The organism is Dehalococcoidia bacterium, from assembly GCA_003597995.1.
In the GTDB taxonomy this organism is placed as follows: domain Bacteria; phylum Chloroflexota; class Dehalococcoidia; order Dehalococcoidales; family UBA1222; genus SURF-27.
This window is the reverse complement of record QZJY01000039.1, coordinates 1-18443: the sequence shown is the minus strand read 5'-3', so window position 1 is coordinate 18443 and position 18443 is coordinate 1. Positions and strand designations below refer to the sequence as shown.

Here is an 18443-nt window from a genome sequence, read left to right as displayed (position 1 = left end):
AGCGCCAATTACTCCCCCACCGTCGCCGGCTATACCGCTTTGAAAAGAATCCCCGGCCGGCAAGAACAGGTGAAAAAAAGTCAGCATTACGATAAAAAGCCCTGCTGCTCCGTACATCACCAGGGACAGCCTGTGATCGCTCTGCCTGTGCAGAAGTCTAACCCCGGCCAGCACCAGCAAAACGGGAAACAGGTAGCGGCCTTTCCCAACCGCCACTTTTAAGACCTGATCAATAAACTCGTTAACAATACCGGCCGAAGGCGACAGCAAGCTGATCAAACCCAGTATACCCGCTGCTACCAGGCCAATACTGAGGAACTCAAATCTCATTTCCTCTTTCTGCTGTTTGGAAGCCTTCAACTTCAACCCTCCCAATAGTAATATACCACAAAAATTGCCAAACTCCTTGCCGCTTGCTATAAAAAAGCCCCGAAGTAATTTCTTCAGGGCTTCAATTCTTCAGGTTCTAACCAGAGCCAGGATAATTACCGCCACTCCGATTACCAGCCGGTACCATACAAAAATAGCAAAACTGCGTTCAGCGAGATATTTAAGAAGGAACTTAATAGATAAAAAACCTACCACTGCCGATGAAATAACCCCGGTTAGAAAAACAACATTAATCTCACCAGGCGCCAGATCTTTTAACTTGACAATCCCGGCGCCGATAATGATGGGCGTCGAAAGCAAAAAGGAAAACCGGGCTGCCGCCTCCCTGGTCATACCGCGAAAACGCCCGGCCGTCATCGTAACGCCGGAACGGGAAACGCCGGGAATAATGGCAAAAGCTTGAGATATGCCGACCAGAATGCTGTCTCCCAGAGTAATGCGATCCACATCCTTACAACTACTTGCCTTCGAGTCAACTAAATAGAGAACAATCCCCATTACAACCAACATGATTCCGATCAAAAGAGGCGTGCGAAAAACCGTCTCAGCCTGCTCCTCAAAAATATAGCCGAAAGCCGCACCGGGGACGGTAGCTGCCACCAGGTACCAGAAAAGAGTCTTTTCCCGGGTTTCCCGGCGCCTCAAACCACGGTCCAGGATGGCAAACCAGTCCCGCCAAAAATATGCCACCACCGCTACGAGGGTCCCCATATGTAAAGCCACATCAAAGGTCAGACCGGCATACTGCCACCCCAGCGCCCACGGTACAAGTACCAGATGAGCCGAACTGGAAATCGGTAAAAACTCTCCCAAACCCTGTACAATCCCCAAAACAAGCGCCTGAAGAACAGTCAAACAAAAACACTCCCCTACTCCACTACTCTGAAAATCGCTCCTTTTGTCATTGCGAGCCGTAGGCGAAGCAATCTCATTTGAACATTATACAAGTTTTCTTCAACTTAGGATAGTGCCGGGAGACAATTCCGGACGTAAAAAATCATAAGGATTGGTGCTCAGGAGTTTCACAACCTTTCGTTTCCCGCCCCCTACGTCTTCAACCAGCACCGTTACACCTTTATGGTCCAACTCCTGGTAGCAGGGATACTTGTTTTGGTCAAAACCTTCCAGGACCAGTTCCAGTTGCATAGGGGTATACAAAATCATACGTCATCCCTCTCTTTCTTGGCAGCATTGATCAGTTCTTTTAATTTTCTGACCGCGTCTCCAATCCCCCCCACGGCGTCAATCATCCCGACTTCTACCGCATCCTTACCGATCAGCACCGTCCCGATGTCTCTGGCCAGTTCCCCGGTGCGGAACATCAGTTCCCGAAACTTCTCCTCGCTGATGCGCGAGTGCTCCGTAACAAAACGCACCACCCGGTCCTGCATCTTGTCCAGGTATTCATATGTTTGAGGAACACCGATAACGAGACCGTTCAAACGGATCGGATGAATGGTCATGCTGGCGGTACTGGTAATAAAAGAAAATTTCGTTCCTACCGCTATAGGCACGCCGATGGTACCCATGACACTACCCTACGGCTGAAGGGGAAAGAACGCGGCGTGGCAGATATTTAAAAAGAAGCCAGGACTTTAAGCTCAATACGATATTCATCCTGATCTTTGCCACGTCCCACAAAATCGGCAATATCAACGTTATAGTGAATTTCAATCCTGTCGCGATGCAGGTAAACTTTATTTATTATGTGTGAAAGCATCTGTTTCTTACTGGCTACCGGCGCTTCTATGAAAAGCTTCAGCCACTGCGGCGCTTTCTTACTGAACATCTTCAACTGGTCTCTCTCGTATTTCACCAAATTGAATCCCGATTTCAACGAACTTATTTCTTTTTCCAGGCAATTGCAGTTGTTATTGTACTCCCTGACCTTAGCGGCCAAAAGTTCTTCAGGGTATATACTACCTTCGGGATTTGCAAAATAAATATCCAGGCGCACGACCCATTCGTTATAAATTTTCCTGTTCTTTTTCAATTCTGATTCAAGACCCTTGAGTTTTGTCGTCGCTCCGGCTAAATAATCCATCTGCCTTTGATCCACGTAATTCCTGAATTCCTTCGGATTTATCGCAGACAGAAAGGCTTCCAGTTCGCGAAGAAATATCTCATCAATTTTCTTCTGCGAGTAATTAGCCTGCCCCTTGCAGATCTTATCTCCTCCGCCTACTTTAGCATGAGTTACGCAGCGATAAAGTTTTTTCTTATAAACATACATACCGCCGCTTTCAAGCCGTTTTTTGTTTTTTGTACTCGTACCGACAAATCCCTTGCCGCAGTAGCCACAAACAAGAAAACCCGTTAACAGAGAGGAGCTTGTCATCGCCCGTGCAGGCGGCGCATCTCTTTGAACGCGGTTCCTGTTTGAATTGTTTTTTTGCATCCTGTCTATAATTCTAAGCCATCTATTCAAAGAGATAATGCTGTATTCGGGTATCGGTTTCGGGTTTCCCTTTTCATCTCTTGGCACAATGAAATTATTAATATCGTGGAAACCGGTTATTCTTACCCTGGAGTTAGGAGTGTTTCCGGGTTTTGTTCGCCCATACGCCGGTAGGCCGGCAATAATCGGATTTAATATAACGGACCTTACTCTGTCACCCGTCCACATTCTTCCCATTTTAGTTCTGTAACCTCTTTCGCTTAGTTCGTTTGCCACTCTTTTGCCGCCCATGCCTTCTTCGTATAGATCGCATATCAACTCCAGAACCGATTTTTCATATTCATCTATTTGAAGCGGTAAGCTATTCTTAATTTCACTTAATTTAAAACCGTAAGGCGGCCGTCCGCCGGACCAACGCCCGGCTTTCGCGTGCTCCCTCATGGAGTTGGAAACCCTGATGCTGGTATTTTTGCTCTCGGTCTCGGCCTGCCACCCTTCCACGAATCTGATAAGTTTATCGTACTGGTCCTCCACCTTGAGAAGTTTTCCCCCAGGCGCATCCGCCACTGCAATTACATCAACTCCCAGGTTGTGCAACTGCCAGAGCACCAGGGGATACTCAAAGCTTTTACGTGATAGCCTGTCCGCTTTAAAGACAAGCAATATTTTAAACTTGCCGGCCATAGCGTCGGCGAGAACCTGCTGAAGAATGTCTCTGTCATCTTTGCTAACTTTGTATGCCGACACGCCTTCTTCGATATACTCACGGTCGCTGGTAAGCAACCAACCCGGATGCTTTGAAACAAAGTCTCTGGCAACTGCAGCTTGTACGGGGATAGAGTCTTCTTCATCTTCTTTTAGTTGTTTGGTGGTTGAAACCCTGTATAGGGCCGCAACTGGAATAATATTGCTTTCGTCTTTCTCATTTTGTTTTATGGACACTAAACTACCACTCCTTACACAAAAAAGCAGCTATACTCTTTTTGAACGACTCCATGTGTAACCTGGAATCAGGCCCGGCGCTGAAAACGTTAACTACTCTCATATTACTCCTCTGATCTAACCTTGAAAATGTCTTTCTGTTTTCCGATTCTTCCTTATAATATTCAACGCCATTTATAAAAACCTTTTTTTGTTTTTGGGTCACCAAATCACCTCCTAACAAAGAATTGCTGTTATTTTTCCCCTGAAAGGGTTGTTTGTATGAAAGCCGCCCGGGGTTGCTCTCAGCGGCTGTGGTTCTTTGATACAGGCTTGCTTTTTTAGCGCCTGCGCGGGTGTTTTGTTTAAAAAAAGAAAACCCCCGGCTTTTACACCGGGGGTGGGATTGGTTTGTTTTTTGTCTTGCATGGTGGTCGAAGAAAGCAAACCAGTACAGGTAAACCAAATGGTCTGTACAAACTTGCTAAAGAAACAAAAAAAAGGACAGGAGTACATCCCCTGTCCTTTTCCTTCTCTATTTAACTCGCCTTGCCCAAGTTGGCGCAGCGGATAAATCCAGTTGCTTCACTTTCCGCGTTTTTTCTGTCTTTTTCTTGCGGATTCCTACGGTCGGAATCGAACTGAGCCTTGTTCAGGTTAATAACTACAGCCTTTCCCCGTAACGACGCAGGTAGCCCTCAATATACCGCTTCACCTGCTCTCGCGGCTTATAAATGCCGAAATGACCCTCACACAAAATATCGGAATTCAAAACCAGAAGCTTTTGCATAGATTGCTCCCATGCAACCGTATTCGAGCCCCAGGCAGGGTCAAACGGGCCGTGGATATCCTGCCCGAAAAGAATTCTTTTTTCTTCAACATCAACATAAAGAGAAACGCTCCCGATAGTGTGGCCGGGTGTGTGCAAACAATTAAGTTTGAGGATCCCTACATTCAGGACAACTTCTTCTTCTCTGATAACCACGTCCACTGCCACCGATTTGTACTTCACCCCGTAAATCCTTGCCGCAGTTAGTTCAATATTTTTCCCCTCAACTGCCGGAAGCTCTAGTTCATGGGCCACCACTTCGGCCATTAGCTTTTCTTGCAAGTAAGCCAATCCACCTATATGGTCGATGTGGCCGTGCGTCGCAACTACATACTTGACGGATGCAGGATTAAATCCAAATTGCTTGATGTTCTCTATCAAGTCATATACACTCCGGCCTGCTCCGCTGTCTATAACTGCAAGCTCGCTGCCGCCGTCAAGGAGATAAACGCAGCAATCCTCCGAAGCAGTGATCTCCGGGCCGCCTATCTGGTAAATACGGTCATGGACTTGAAACGGTTTCACCATGGATCCCCTTTCGTCATTGAACCATTTTCGAACTTTTTTCTAAAAATTATTCACAAAACCACAATCTTCTTAAAAGCTTCCGCTAATCTTCCCAGCCTGCTTTTCTGGGCTGGCGAAAGCTTTGCCGTCCACCTTTCAGGAATATTATCAAATCCCCAGTGAACTCCCGCGAGACCGCCTGTAACTGCCCCAACTGTATCAGCATCTCCGCCGAGATTAACAGCGCAAACCAGTGCTTCCTCGAAGTTTCCCTGATTTAAAAAACACCACACTGCGCAAGCCAGGGTATCTACTGTGTACCCGCCGGGGTTAAGTCTGCTTTCTGGCCATTCCCAGATATTTTTGAGCTTCTCCTGGACAACTCTTTGCGCTATTTCTGAAAAGCGTTCGGGAACCATTTTGAGAAACTCACCTGTTACTTTCTTCCATGCGGTTATCTTTTCACCAATTCCACTTAACAACTCCCTGGCGAAAAGACAATACAGGAAACAGGTCAACCCCGCTTCCGGATCCCAGTGCGTCATCCGAGCTATCTGCATACTCATCATGTATATGTCAGCGGCATCCCTATAAGCCAGAGCTACAGGAAGTGTGCGCATGAGCGCGCCGTTGCCTGCTGTGAGCATGCCGCCGTCATGAACGGCTTCAGCAGCTTTGTGCCAGTCTTTAAGCCTCTGGTAATTGACAAATGCGGCCTTGATCGTATTACCGATATCAGGCGGATTTGTTTTTAGCCACTCCAGGAATCTCTCGCCTATATACGGCACGGGATCATGAGGGCCGGCCAGAATCCCTTCGGCAACGGCAAGAGTCATTTCCGTATCGTCGGTCCAGTCGCCCGGCTTCAATTTCAACCAGCCTCCGCCGACGATTTCCTTTAACCTGCCATGCTTAAGTTTGATTTCTTTCGGGCTCATAAATTCCAAGGCAGCGCCAAAAGCATCGCCAACCGCTACTCCATACAAGCCGCCGCGAACTCGATCCAGGATCATCGCCTCCCGTATTCACAGAATAATTTACTGATCAATTCGTCTTTTTAGATGTTCTATTTTCCCTTTTCTCCCTTTAAATTTAGCAGTTGGTAAAAACCTTATCTAATTCTTCTTGCCGGATTTTATATTTACTTTGCGTGATATGTTCGAGGATCCACTTTTTGTTTAAGACCTTAACACCTTTTATTGGTTTATAGATTTTTACAAACGCATGTGTAAAAACGATCAACGGATTTACAAAAGGCATCCTCCCGGTTGAATCAGCCAATTGTTTTTTAAGCCAGAAACACTGGCTTAGCACCTGCTTTATAAAATCTTTTTCAAAAGAACCCATGCCCCGTAACAATTCTCCAGCACCAGATGCATTTACTTGCCCGCGATGGCTTTTCGTTTCTATTATAAATATACCTGTTGGGCCAACGACAACATGGTCTATATTCCCCATGGGACACGTTAAATCACTGAAAACAGCGTAACTTTTGGGAAGTTTCTGGAGTATCTCGGATATTTCCTCTTCGCTCTCCGCTCCTCTGATAGGCTGATCGATAGGATTATCTATTTCTTCTTTGGGAGAGATTACAAGAAATTTAAATACGAGAACCATCAATCCAATACCCGCTCCAAAGATAAACATGCCGGCAATTTTTACCGCCCACATATTTGATTGGATTAATCTGTTTCCGGATAAAGCCGAAATAAGCCCTATTATTAAAAATGCTATCAGGCATCCAAATATTCGAATCATTCTCTTCTTCGCCATTTCTCTTGCCCCGGCTCCTGCCTTCCCAATCTGTACAGGCACTTATCACAGCCCCCTCCACATAACTTTCCTTTAGTTTCGGCAAGTTTCTGCTATTTCCCTGTTTTGGAACTGGAAAAATATAATTTTCGATTAAAAGACATGGGAAACAGTGGTACATTAGAATATTCCCAACGCATTGCAGGATTCTGCTATAATGTGTCTAATGTATCAACTTGTTACCAGTTTTTTCTTCATTAAAGAAAGGGGTCATGTTTTCCAATGCAAAAAAGACTATTCGTTTTGTCTCTCGTCATACTATCGTTATTTTTTGCGTTCTCCGCAGCATCAGCCGACACAACTCCGACCGTTCTCCTGGACGGCCAGCAGCTTACTTTCGATGTTCCGCCCACAATCGAAAATAGTCGCACCCTGGTGCCGTTGCGGGTTATCTTTGAATCCCTCGGCGCCGCAGTTTCCTGGGATGAAACCACCAGAACCGTAACTGCTTCCAAAGACAGCACAGAGATTCGACTGGTCATCGGCGGCCAGGCGTTTAAAAACGGCATTCCGGTTGAAATAGACGTGCCGGCTAAAATAATAAGCGACCGGACAATGGTCCCGTTGCGCTTTGTAAGCGAGTCCCTGGGCTGCTATGTCCATTGGGACGGCGACACTAAAACAATTACAATCGCTTCCGCCGGCAGAACGATTAAAGTGCATTTCATCGACGTCGGCCAGGCCGACGCGATTTATATTCAACTCCCCAACCATAACGATATTCTGATCGACGGCGGCAACCGCAACGACGGCGGAACGGTGGTCGGTTACCTCCATAACCAGGGAGTTGACGATATTGAACTTTTGGTCGCCACTCACCCGCATGAAGACCACATCGGGGGGCTCCCGGCGGTTTCCGACAGTTTCGTCGTTGAAAACATCATCGACAGCGGCAAGACAGCGGCTACGGCGACGTTTAACAACTATAATATCAAGGCTGATTCCGAAGGTTGTGTCCGGGCAACGGGAAGCAACCAGGCATTTTCCTTCGGCGACGCAGATTTCCAGGTAATCAGCTCTCTGCAAAATTTATGGGATGACGTTAACGACTACTCGGTCGTCACCCGCCTCGACTGCGGGGACGTCGAGTTCCTTTTCACGGGCGACGCCGAAACCGCAAAGGAAATCGCTTTGATTGGGGACATAAGCGCGGAAATCCTGAAGGTTGGCCACCACGGGAGCTCTTCTTCCACTTCAACCGGATTTTTGACCAAGGTTAAACCGGAAACAGCCGTAATCAGCGTCGGCGCGGACAATAGTTACGGCCACCCGGCGGCAAGCACGCTGGAGCGGCTTCAGTCAGAAGGCATCCAGATATACCGGACGGATATCAACGGCACTGTGGTTATCAGCACCGACGGTAAAACGTATTCCGTTGCAACGGAAAAAGGCGGCGGGGCTCCAGTGACGTCGGTAGCGCCGGTGGCTGCTCCTGCGGCGGAGGACGGCCAGGGGATGTTCGTGGGAAGCGTTGAGTCGGACAAGTTCCATTATCCGGATTGCCGGTACGCAAAGCAGATTAACGAAGCCAACAGGATATGGTTTAAGGATAGGGCTGACGCCCTGGCGCACGAGTATCGGCCATGCGGGGTGTGCAAGCCTTAAGAAACAAAAAGGACAGGAGTATATCCCCTGTCCTTTTTGTTTCTCTATCCGGCCCGCCTCGCCCGGGTTGGCGCGGCAGGCAACTCCAACTGCCCCACTTCCTCCGCCGGCTTCATCCGCCGCCTTCTTCGCGGCCCGGCGTCCGGTCCGGGGTCTTCAACCAGTACGTCGCCGCCTGCCGTCCTGCTCCGCGCCTGGCGCGGTTTGCAGCCGAGCATCAGCAACGTCTGATTTGCCTCCGCGGTTATATCGTTTAAAACGGTTTTAACGTCGTCAACGTTTCTTCTGTCCGCGTTGGTCTCTGTGATGTTCTTAAGCTGGTTGAGGTAATTATCGACCTCTTCGTCGTTGGTGAAGTTAAGCGTTTCAACGCGTTCGATAAGCGATTTCAACCGTAAAATGTCTCCGGCGCTCAAGGAGCCATTTCTCTCCATGCTTTGCTTCGCGGCAGAGCACGACTCGTATACCAGGCTGTAGATGCGCCCCACCACCTCGCCGAGGAACCGGTCAACGTCCCGGCGGTGAGTCTCAACGACCTCCCGGTAGGTTTCTTTTATGGCCTCTTGTTTGTAGTTTTCCGCCATAAGAGATGTTTGCTTCTCCGCGTTGATGGCGCCGAGCGCGGCTTTTTCCTTTTCGCGGATTAGTTTTTCCCTCGCCCCAATTTCCAGCAGGGTGCTGGTCAGGGGGACGAAACTAAGCGAGAGGATAAAGTAAAAAGAGTCTTTGATTTCCTCTTTTGTTGGAAACATGCTCATTATATTTTTAACGAAGTGTTCCACGTATTCTTCGGGCGCGACGGCGTAACGGTCAAGGTTGATCAGCCGGTAGCTTTCACGAGCGGCATTTTTATATGCAGCCCTGGTTTCTTCTTTTAACGCGTCGTATTTTGCCAGTATCATGTCGCGCATGGTTAAATATTCAGCTTTGATTTTCTCCAGTTCCGTCTTCATCTCAGAGATGTTCTTCTCCGGGACGAAATAGCCCCATCTTGTTTGAAAGCCGTACTTTTCAACAACCCGCCGGCCTCTCCTTTCCAGGGTGTTCAGCGTTATTAAATATGCGTTGTCGATGAGGTACTTGTTCCCTAGAGAAATGTATCTTGACAAAAACTCCTTGTGATCCGGGTTGTCGGGATTTAATCCGAGGTCGTCTTCATTTAACTGTCTTATAAATCTCATACGCCCGACATGGACTTCCGCCAGCAGGCCCTCTTGGGCCATTTTAGTTACCAACACGTCCTTTCGGACGGCTATCTCGTTCTGCTCCAGACCGAGCCTTTCGGCGATGCCGGCGCGTTGCTCGCGAATATCTTCCGACGCGCCGAATTCTGAGATCAGCCGGTCGATATATTCATCCAGGTTTTTGTTTTTCGGCATGATTTAAGCGCCCCCCCGGAAGAGAGGCGCTTCACCTCCTTTTGTTTAGTCGCTGGCTCTAACGGTCCAAATCCAAGATGTTTCCGGCTACTAACTTGCGCACCGGAAATCGCACTACCGGACCATACTCAACGTCTTTGCCAAGAACGGCGACGCCGGCGGGGCACAACTCAAGCGCATCGAAAAGGCCGAAGTCGCGGTCACAGATGGTTGCCTTGACGGTTTTGCCTTGAGCATCCATACAGACGTTGATTAAATGGAATTGACGCATGTTTCGTCCTCCTTTTTCTAAACCGCCCGCCTCTTGCGGGTGTAATCCACGTCGCTATCGGCATCGGCCGCTTTACTCCGCTCCTTCAGCACCGTTCTGTATCTCGGCGGCAGTAGGTCGGCGTCGTTGCACTCCGCCACAGCCAGTGCCGTCATCCTTTCAATGTCCTGCGTGGTCGGAAAGTACCGGTCCAGCGCCGCCGCCATGTGGCCGTCGGCCAAAGTTTGACCTTCCGCCACCTCGCAGGCTTTCAGGACGAGTGCTTCCAGCTCGGCCCCGGTCCATCCCTCGGTGGCCTCAACCACTGTGTTGATATCCTTTACCCAGTTTTCCGGGTTATATTTTTTGAGGAGCACCTTCAGGATGGATTCCCTTTCAACATTATCCGGCGCGAGCACCGGGATTTTCTTGTCGAACCGCCCGGGCCGCTTCAGGGCTGCATCAATCAAGTCGGAGCGGTTGCTGATTCCCATAAAGACAATCTTCCCGCGCCTGCTGTCATCTGACATGAATTCCAAAAGCCTTTGCAGTATTCTATTGGATACCCCGGAGTCTCCGGAACCGGAGCGGCTCAAACCGCTTTGATCGAGCTCGTCCATGATGACAATCGTGGGGGCCATCGCCTGAATACACTCCAGTGTCCTCTCCAGATTTTTCTCGCTTGTCCCGACGTAAGAACCGAGCAATTTTCCCACGTTGAAGCTGCAACAGTTCATCCCGCTTTCTTTGGCCACCGCCTTCGCCAGCACGGTTTTGCCGGTGCCGGCCGGCCCCAATAAAAGCGCGCCCATCGGGACATAAGCCGTCCGGTTTTCCTTCATTGGCTGGATGATGTTTTTGAGAAAATATTGCTTTATATAATCCATCCCCCCGATGTCGTTAAAACCCACAGTCGGCTCGATTATTTCGAGTACATCGGCGAACTCGGACCGGATGATCTCGTTTTTCCTTTCTTTCACCAATTCGTCGTTTACCGGGACATCGCTCAAGTCGGCCCGGAGGAAGATATCCTCAATATGGACTCTCTTTAACCCCGCCGTCTTTGCGGCCAGTCTTTCTTCGTCAACCTGCCATCCGCGCGCGGCGGCCAGTTTCTTGATAAACTCCAGCCGCTCTTCGCGGTCCGGATAGGGCACTTTCACCGCCTCTATCCGGGACGAAGCGCGGCGCAGGTTCATGTGCAGTTCGCTGATGTTTTCGACGAGCAGGAATACCGGCGGGCCGGCGCTGATAAACTCCTTTTCCCGCGCCCACCTGGTCACTGTCACCAATATGTTCCTGTCGTCCGGCGACATCACTGCGATGTCGGTATTCGGACATATCGTTTCAGCGTTTTCAACGATTAAAGCGGTTACCGGCCCCGATTCGTCAGCAGCCGCAAGCGTGCGCTCTATTAGGGGCAAAGCCTGCCCCGGCGCGGCCGGCAGCTGTACATCGTCTTGCGCGGCCTGCCCCCTTGCCTGCTGGAGAGCGGCCAGGGCGCCGGAAGCCGCTTGTTTCATGTTGAGCATCTCAAGGAATTTATCCTTGTGCGCCGGTATCGGGAACGTTATTCCTTTTGACCGGTTGTACGATATTACGATACTCCGCTTAGCGATTAAGCCGGTGCTCAGCAGAATATCTTTAACGTATTTGCCCGGCTCGACCAGATCGTCAACGTTTCCATACAGGATAAAAACATGGGCGATGCCGGCCTCCCACTTTTGAACAACCTCCTTCAGCCACGCGGGTATACTACACACCTGTCTGCACCTCCTTGTGTATGTGAAGGTGTTCTTCGTCGTGGCGGTGCTGCTCGATTTTTACGTCTTCTACGTTTAACCCTTTTGCCTGGAGTTGCTGTAGAAAGGCTGTGATTTTTTCAGTTCCGCTGGCGAATGTGCCTTCGCGGGTTATTATCGAGACATCGCCGTTTGGAGAGATTACGATTTCTGCAAGCATTATTTATGCCCCCTTTGGCTTGTTTGGCATTTCATAATCAAATCCCAGCGCAGATACCTCTGAATTTATTCAGGGGAGGAGCGCCGGTTCTGCCTCCTTTCTGGGAATAAACGTTATACCCTTACCCCTTTCGACTATCTGTAGCCGGTCGGGAATAATATTAACCAACCTTTGGCCGGTTTTTAGAACGCGGGCGTTCAGCTTGCCGTTGGAAAGCAAGGTGTCCACCCTTATCAACTGGTTAGTTTTCTTGTCCCGGCAGAGGTCGCCGCGCTTGATGCCGGAGATGCTCTGCCACGGATGCCGGTATCGTTTGAATACCCCGCCTTTCCTGGGCTCCGAAAAGTATTGTTGTCTTACCGCCCTTTGACGGGGCCGAATCTCCATTGGATTTAGTCCGGGGGGAATATAAAGAACGGAAAGATGGGCCGTCCCCATGGATATCGCGTCATTGATGTGGCTCTTGGACAGGTTCCACCGCTCCCGTTCCTGTTTCGTCCACCAACCTTCTTGAGCACAGACTTCGGGAGCAAACCTCCTTACCTGGGACACGATGTAGTTTTTGGCCGCGTTGATAAATGCCGCGCCTTTTAACTCCCTGCCGGGAGTCAAGTTTAGTTTGAGCTTACCCATGGTTGCCAGGCGATGACACTTTTTACACAAACCCACCAGGTTGTCCGGGTTGTCGGCGCCGCCTTTGACTCTTTGCTTCAGGTGGTGGACTTCTTCGATTTCTGCTCCGCAATTAACACATCTTCTGTCGCGGGCCTTAATATATGCTTTTGTATTCTTAAAACCTTTTTGGCGGCCGTTCTGATAGCCTTCGGGTTTTACGTCCGGGTTCTGCATTTTGTGGGCGTCGAAACTGCCCACTTCGATAATTGCCCTGGTTACCGGCGCGTATCTGGCCAATACCTTCAGGACGTTAACCTGCGCGTCGGCCCTCGCTTTAATTGTCGGCGGAAGCCAGCCTTCCGGGCGACGCCGGTTGTCGAAACGAGGGGCGCGATACCTGATGCGGTAGCGCCTGGCCCTCCTCCTCTGCCGGCGCACTACCATTACCTGGCCTTTGGTAGGCTGGTTGACATAACGCCGGTGGATGATCTCGCCCCGGAAAGTAATTTTACCGTTGGACTGTAAAGCAACGCCGCCTCTTTTGAAACCGGCGTCCAGCTTGGCGGCAATCGGCTGCGTGTACTCCGGGGCATGGTAGTTCAGTTGAATAACAAATGCCGTTATCATTTAAAACAAATACGTACACGGTACGTTAAGCCTCCTTCCCTTTCGGGAGTGTGAAATGCTGCCTTGTCCATGTTAGCGGCCGGTACACCCGCCGGGCCGTTTCGCCCTTGCTCTCACAGTTGTCTGCATCCGGCGGTTGCAGGGTCCGAGACTGGCGCAACATCCTGAAGTGCGTTCTTGAACCCTACCGCCAACGGAGGGCTAACTGTAGCCTTGCGGCATCTTGTTGCCCTAAGACTGGAAAACCTGACCTGCCTGCAAACAGGCAGGCCCGCCGCTAAAATGAGAAGGCGCAGGATTAATGCCTACATGCTTCCCACTTTAGTGGGGAGTGGTTGACATTTGCCATATACTTTAACCCTCCTTAAAGGTTTAAAGGTTAACCCTCAGAACCACATAACCGCCCACGCTCTGCTGTTCCAATACCTGGCAGGTGGAAGCGATTTCCGCGGCTATTTTCTCCTGCGCTAAAATGCCGGTTATTTCCCGCACTGCGTTTTTCACGCCGTCTACAATATATTGCGGAGCGTTAACCCCGCGGACTACAGCAGCGCCGGCGTCGTTATCGATTCTCAGCGTGTAACCGTTAATACTTATAGTTTTTTCGGACAGCACATGCGCTTCGTACTTTAAGTTACGGTAAAAGTTTACAACCGCTTGAAGCGTTTCAGCGGTTATTTCGATTCCCTCGGGCAGCGCGACTTTCGCGGTCAGCACTGCTATTCCGTCGCACGGCATTCACGATACCCCCTTTTGGAGCAGATCAAATTGAACCACCCAAACCAAACAATTGTTGTCCCATCTGTATTCTTTATTAATCGAATCCCACAGATAGGCAAAACTGCAAATATAATTTGTGCTATTCCCGGGTTGCGCCGGCCACCATTCGACCCCTTCCGCCCTGGCATCCTCTTCTGAAATATCTTGTAACCGCTCCACTCTGATGTCTTTTACCGTGAGAAACAGACGGGCGGCCTCGCGGGGCATATGGATAGCGGGTTTCCATTTTACGCCGTATTGTTTACGAATTACATCACCATCGCTTCCGGGAATATTGTCTGCCCCGTAAGCAAAACAAAACGGTTTGTCAGTGCGAGGGTCATTTCCAAAACCCATACCGCGCAGGTCTGCCCATTTCTCCCGCACCCAAAGGAGATCACCTGGCCGGCCGTAGGGACACTTGCGCCAACGCACGTCATCCTCATATAGACGATAATGATGCGCAAAGCGCACGGCCAACCCGTCGTCACCCAAATCAATTAATTTGTAATCTAAATGGTAGCCAGGCAATGACTCCCAATGGTGCTTGGTTGGCTGCGGCTTCACCACCCGCCGCGTTTGGGTCTTATGCCCGCGCAAGATATCTCTAACCATTTCGGACGAGAATATGATTGGTTTCATTCGCGCGACACCCCTTTCTGCAGGCCGCCTTTCTTAATTTTGCACGGCGGTTGATTGCGATGCGGGTTTCTGGCTTGCGTGGCCAGAAGGCGCGCGGCAATTTGATTTTCTTTGTTTTTGCCATAAGGAGATTTCTCCTTTCTCGAAGTTGTTTTCCTGGTTTTCAGCAGCGCTTTCACCGTTTTTGTGACCGGCGATACCGTAACCGAGAAAACGCAGGGCTTGCAACACAGCGACCCGCTGGGCTTCCTCGATTCTTCTGCCGCGCAGAGACGCGTAGGCTTGCGATTGCCCGCGGGCGGTTTCCACATTTACCCTGATGAGGTCTTCATCGCCGGGGCCTTTGCCCCATTCGAGCGTTGTCCTGTGGCCGCCGTCGCGCACCACGTCTTCAATCAAGGCGCGCCAGTCGTTTTGTTCGGTTGTCTGTTTGGTTGAAGGATTCTTGAACAACCTGTCAACCAGATCTCTCAGTTTTGTGCTCATTTTTAAGTACCTCCTTTTTTTGAGCGGACATTGCTTTAATCGCCCGCATAAATCGTTTTTATTTAAAAAAGAAAAAACCCGGTTGAACCGGGTAAACGGTTTGAACCGGGTTTTTGTGTTTCTCAGCATTTCGAGTAGTTGCACACCTGACAGTGGTCGCAGCCGCTTTCATGTACAAGAGCAGCCGAGCCGCATTCCGGACAGATATCCAGATGACAGTCGCCGGACTGTACCGTTTGCTCATTTTCCACGCCCAGAAAATGCTTGTTCATCACCTGGCCGATAGCATCGGGAAGAGAGCGCACTCTGTTCCCCCCGAAGCCTATACTAGACCTGCCGCCGATACCCATCAATTGCTTCACCACGTACCAAAGCGGCGTCCCCGACCTCAAGGCAACCGATGTCATACGGCAAATAGCCTCCACATCGGCGTTTATATCCGAACCGGCGTGACCTACCTGACCAAACACTTCCACTGGTTTGTCTTCGTCGTCTGTGACAATAGTTAACTGCAGTTCGCCGACGGGCGTCTCTACATAAAACCTTCTCGCCGGCGCATCGTCCGGCAGTTTGATCGGGAGCAGATTACCCCATTCGCCTTGAACCTTGCGGCCGGACATATAGAACCCTTTTTTCTCGCGCCCGGATGTGGTCGTCAACACCTGTTCGCCGCGGCAACCGTCGCGAAAAACGGTTACGCCTTTACAACCCAACCTCCACGCTTCAGCATAGATTTCCATAACGTCCTCTATGGAAGCGCTCGACGGCAAGTTCACGGTCTTGGACACACCGCTGTGGACATGTTTCTGCGCTCCCGCCTGCATAAGCAGGTGGTCACGCCAATGGATTTCATGGGCGCCCCGGAATACCTCTTTCCATTTCGGAGGCACTTCTTCTACATCAAGGACGCTGCCGCGTTCAATTATTTTTTCTACTAACTCCTTCGTAAAAAAACCTTCCTGTTTGGCTATTTCCACAAATTTCGGGTGTATATATTTCAGCACATGACCTTCATTCGTGGTTCTCGTGAAGGCTACGGCAAATATCGGCTCTATGCCGCCGCTGACATCCAGAAGCGTCGACAGCGTCCCGGTGGGCGCTATTGAAGTTAAAGCGGCGTTGCGTACAGGCTCGTTTATCTGCTCCCATACCGACCCGGGGTATAGAGGAAATGTTCCGCGCCACTCCGCCAATTTCATGCTTTCTTCCTTAGCAGCAGATTGAATGATTGACAGCGACTGTCCAAGTATTACTCTTGCGCCATCAGAACCATAAGGAAGGCCAGCTTCAACCAAGAGTTCCGCAACTCCCATTACCCCCAAGCCGATATTCATAGTCTTCCGAACTATAGCTTCGATTTCCTGCGTTGGGTACTGGCTTCCTTCAATAACGTTGTTCAGGAACCTGAACGTTGTTCAGGAACCTGGTTGCTGTCATTGCGTCCTGATAAAGATCGTTTTTAAGCAGGAGATGATTATTTTTATCCCAGTACATACTCAGGTTTATCGACCCCAGGTTGCACGCGTTGTTCGGGTGCAACGGCTGCTCACCACATGGATTGGTTGCGGTTATCGGACCCAACGACGGGATCATGTTGTCCTGGTTAATCTGGTCGTAAAACAACAGACCGGGATTGCCTCTCTGCCAGGCGCGGGTTGCGATCTTTTTCAGCAATTCTGAAGCGTCGAACGCGCCCGGACTACTCATGTTACGCGGGTTGATATAGAACATGTTGGAATCGACGTCCGCTTTCAAGGCTTTTTTCATAAATACGTCGTCTACCATAACGGATGTGTTGGCATTTTTAAACTCTGTTTTTATAAATTCTTCAACATCCGGGTGGCATACATCAAGAGAGAACATCCACGCCCCGCGTCTTACCCCGCCCTGCTTTATTTCTTCAGCAGCGGCGTCAAAAACATGCATAAAGCCTACCGGGCCGGACGATTTTCCGCCTGTTGACGATATTAAGTCGTCTTTGGGCCTCAATTGGCCGAAGTTCGCTCCCACGCCGCCGCCGAATTGCTGGATCAGAGCGGCGGTTTTTAGAGCAGAAAATATTTGCTCCATGCTATCTTCGATGGGTATTACAAAACAAGCCGCCCTGGATAGTTTTTTGCTGCGCCCGATGTTGCGGAGAGTGGGAGAGTTGGGTAGAAATTTTTTGTTAATCATCAAATTATAAAATCGTTCGGTGACGGTTTCAACCGTATTATTCGAGGCTCCGTATTTGATTTCCGCTTGCGCTATAATGCTGGCAACGGTGTGTAGTCTTTGCTCGGGCGTCTCATTTTCAGCAAGGTATCTCTGCCATACTTTCAGCGCGTTTTTTGACCAGGTCATTTTTTAGCCTCCTTTTGATTAAATATGGACAACAGGAAACAAGCGCCGGCGTAACAGCCTGCGCCCGTTTCCTGGAGTTTTGGTATTTTTACAAATTGTCTGCCGCCGCCATCCTCCTGGCAGTAACATGCAGCCATCTCTGGAGCACTTCAAACGGGGCGTCTTGTGACAAAGCGGCCGCTTTTTGGGATGCTTCAAAATGTTTGTCCAACTCCCCGGCAATTTCGGGTGGAGTGCTTTCAAGAAGGTAAACCGCAAGAAGTTCCGTAGCTTTTGCCCAGTGATAAGCGGCGATAAGACGGAAAGCTATAGTTCGCTTAACGCCGCCGTCAAATGCGGATAAGAATTTTTCTTCGTACTTGGATTGATCCTTGCGAAGCCCGGCAATGATTTCTCGAACATGATTCAGATCGTCCCGGCTCTTCTTGCGTATTAATTTAATCCAACAATCGAAAATTTTAAACAGCAGACGGCGGTCCCATTTTGCATCAGCAACAGACGGTGCGGCCAGATGTTCTACGTGCTCTGCCATCCACCGTCGTAAGTCTTCCTGGCAACCGCCGCAATACGCCAATGCGGCCAGGTGGAGGATATGGAAGATGCGTTGCTCATCCGGCGATGGAACCGGCAATAGACAGCGCAATTCAAACGCGCGCCGGGCGCCGGCATAACACTGTTCACGCAGTTCTTTGCTCCCGTCTGGATTGAGAACTGCCTCAATGCCTTCAATAGCAGCTATTTCATAAGCCATCGAAAGGCGATCCAGGATTTCATCATCTTCCGATTGTTCCTGAAAGTCGAGTGTCAGGAGGGTGGCTGAACGAACCAATCTGTCTTTGGCCGCGTTTAAACAGTTATCACGTTTAGAGCGTCCGACAGCTAATACTGCCCAATGGTTGTCTACTTTTTGGAGCGCTT

21 protein-coding genes and 1 pseudogene are annotated in these 18443 nt (G+C 49.8%); 1 reads left to right on the top strand and 21 read right to left on the bottom strand.

What is annotated here, in order from left to right:
* The 10 genes and pseudogenes from C4542_05625 to C4542_05580 form a co-directional block, all read right to left on the bottom strand.
* The coding region (locus C4542_05625) for a DNA translocase FtsK (GenBank protein RJO61794.1) at positions 1–360 on the bottom strand (360 nt) is incomplete at its 3' end.
* A 99-nt stretch (positions 361–459) separates the two neighbouring features.
* Positions 460–1245 carry an undecaprenyl-diphosphatase UppP gene (uppP, locus tag C4542_05620; protein ID RJO61793.1) on the bottom strand — a complete coding sequence of 262 codons (786 nt, stop codon included), beginning with the start codon at positions 1243–1245 and terminating at the stop codon, positions 460–462.
* 99 nt (positions 1246–1344) lie between these two features.
* A complete protein-coding gene (locus C4542_05615) occupies positions 1345–1554 on the bottom strand; it encodes a hypothetical protein (protein ID RJO61792.1) in 210 nt (69 codons plus the stop codon).
* Positions 1551–1937, bottom strand: a pseudogene (locus C4542_05610) (translocation-enhancing protein TepA). The gene C4542_05615 and the pseudogene C4542_05610 overlap by 4 nt, the downstream one beginning before the upstream one ends.
* A gap of 29 nt (positions 1938–1966) precedes the next feature.
* On the bottom strand, positions 1967–3730 hold the full coding sequence (locus C4542_05605; GenBank protein RJO61791.1) for a recombinase family protein: 1764 nt from the start codon (positions 3728–3730) through the stop codon (positions 1967–1969).
* A gap of 4 nt (positions 3731–3734) precedes the next feature.
* Complete coding sequence (locus C4542_05600) at positions 3735–3938, bottom strand: hypothetical protein (GenBank protein ID RJO61790.1); 204 nt, start codon at positions 3936–3938, stop codon at positions 3735–3737.
* 8 nt (positions 3939–3946) lie between these two features.
* Positions 3947–4225, bottom strand: a complete 279-nt coding sequence (locus tag C4542_05595; GenBank protein RJO61789.1) for a hypothetical protein — start codon at positions 4223–4225, stop codon at positions 3947–3949.
* Between the two features lie 148 nt (positions 4226–4373).
* Positions 4374–5063: an MBL fold metallo-hydrolase gene (locus tag C4542_05590; protein RJO61795.1), complete on the bottom strand. Its 690-nt coding sequence runs from the start codon at positions 5061–5063 to the stop codon at positions 4374–4376.
* 53 nt (positions 5064–5116) lie between these two features.
* Positions 5117–6058, bottom strand: coding sequence for an ADP-ribosylglycohydrolase family protein (locus C4542_05585; protein RJO61788.1), 942 nt, complete (start codon positions 6056–6058; stop codon positions 5117–5119).
* A 79-nt stretch (positions 6059–6137) separates the two neighbouring features.
* A complete protein-coding gene (locus tag C4542_05580; protein RJO61787.1) occupies positions 6138–6860 on the bottom strand; it encodes an NERD domain-containing protein in 723 nt (240 codons plus the stop codon).
* A 219-nt stretch (positions 6861–7079) separates the two neighbouring features.
* On the opposite strand from C4542_05580, the gene C4542_05575 reads away from it, so the two are divergent.
* Positions 7080–8462 (top strand): MBL fold metallo-hydrolase, encoded by a 1383-nt coding sequence (locus tag C4542_05575; protein RJO61786.1) that lies wholly within the window; start codon positions 7080–7082, stop codon positions 8460–8462.
* A gap of 44 nt (positions 8463–8506) precedes the next feature.
* Here C4542_05575 and C4542_05570 read toward each other — a convergent pair whose 3' ends face one another.
* The 11 genes from C4542_05570 to C4542_05520 form a co-directional block, all read right to left on the bottom strand.
* Positions 8507–9841 carry a DUF3150 domain-containing protein gene (locus C4542_05570; GenBank protein ID RJO61785.1) on the bottom strand — a complete coding sequence of 445 codons (1335 nt, stop codon included), beginning with the start codon at positions 9839–9841 and terminating at the stop codon, positions 8507–8509.
* Positions 9842–9899: 58 nt separating this feature from the next.
* Positions 9900–10112: a hypothetical protein gene (locus tag C4542_05565; protein RJO61784.1), complete on the bottom strand. Its 213-nt coding sequence runs from the start codon at positions 10110–10112 to the stop codon at positions 9900–9902.
* Positions 10113–10129: 17 nt separating this feature from the next.
* Positions 10130–11854, bottom strand: coding sequence for an ATP-binding protein (locus C4542_05560; protein RJO61783.1), 1725 nt, complete (start codon positions 11852–11854; stop codon positions 10130–10132).
* Positions 11847–12053, bottom strand: coding sequence for a hypothetical protein (locus C4542_05555; protein RJO61782.1), 207 nt, complete (start codon positions 12051–12053; stop codon positions 11847–11849). The genes C4542_05560 and C4542_05555 overlap by 8 nt, the downstream gene beginning before the upstream one ends.
* A 69-nt stretch (positions 12054–12122) precedes the next feature.
* Positions 12123–13295: an HNH endonuclease gene (locus C4542_05550; GenBank protein ID RJO61781.1), complete on the bottom strand. Its 1173-nt coding sequence runs from the start codon at positions 13293–13295 to the stop codon at positions 12123–12125.
* Positions 13296–13667: 372 nt separating this feature from the next.
* Positions 13668–14033, bottom strand: coding sequence for a hypothetical protein (locus C4542_05545; protein ID RJO61780.1), 366 nt, complete (start codon positions 14031–14033; stop codon positions 13668–13670).
* Positions 14034–14696 (bottom strand): hypothetical protein, encoded by a 663-nt coding sequence (locus C4542_05540; protein RJO61779.1) that lies wholly within the window; start codon positions 14694–14696, stop codon positions 14034–14036.
* 33 nt (positions 14697–14729) lie between these two features.
* Positions 14730–15182, bottom strand: coding sequence for a hypothetical protein (locus C4542_05535; GenBank protein RJO61778.1), 453 nt, complete (start codon positions 15180–15182; stop codon positions 14730–14732).
* Positions 15183–15304: 122 nt separating this feature from the next.
* A complete protein-coding gene (locus C4542_05530; GenBank protein ID RJO61777.1) occupies positions 15305–16582 on the bottom strand; it encodes a hypothetical protein in 1278 nt (425 codons plus the stop codon).
* Positions 16566–17525, bottom strand: a complete 960-nt coding sequence (locus C4542_05525; GenBank protein ID RJO61776.1) for a hypothetical protein — start codon at positions 17523–17525, stop codon at positions 16566–16568. Before C4542_05525 ends, C4542_05530 begins: the two co-directional genes overlap by 17 nt.
* Before the next feature lie 88 nt (positions 17526–17613).
* The coding region (locus C4542_05520) for a DEAD/DEAH box helicase (protein RJO61775.1) at positions 17614–18443 on the bottom strand (830 nt) is incomplete at its 5' end.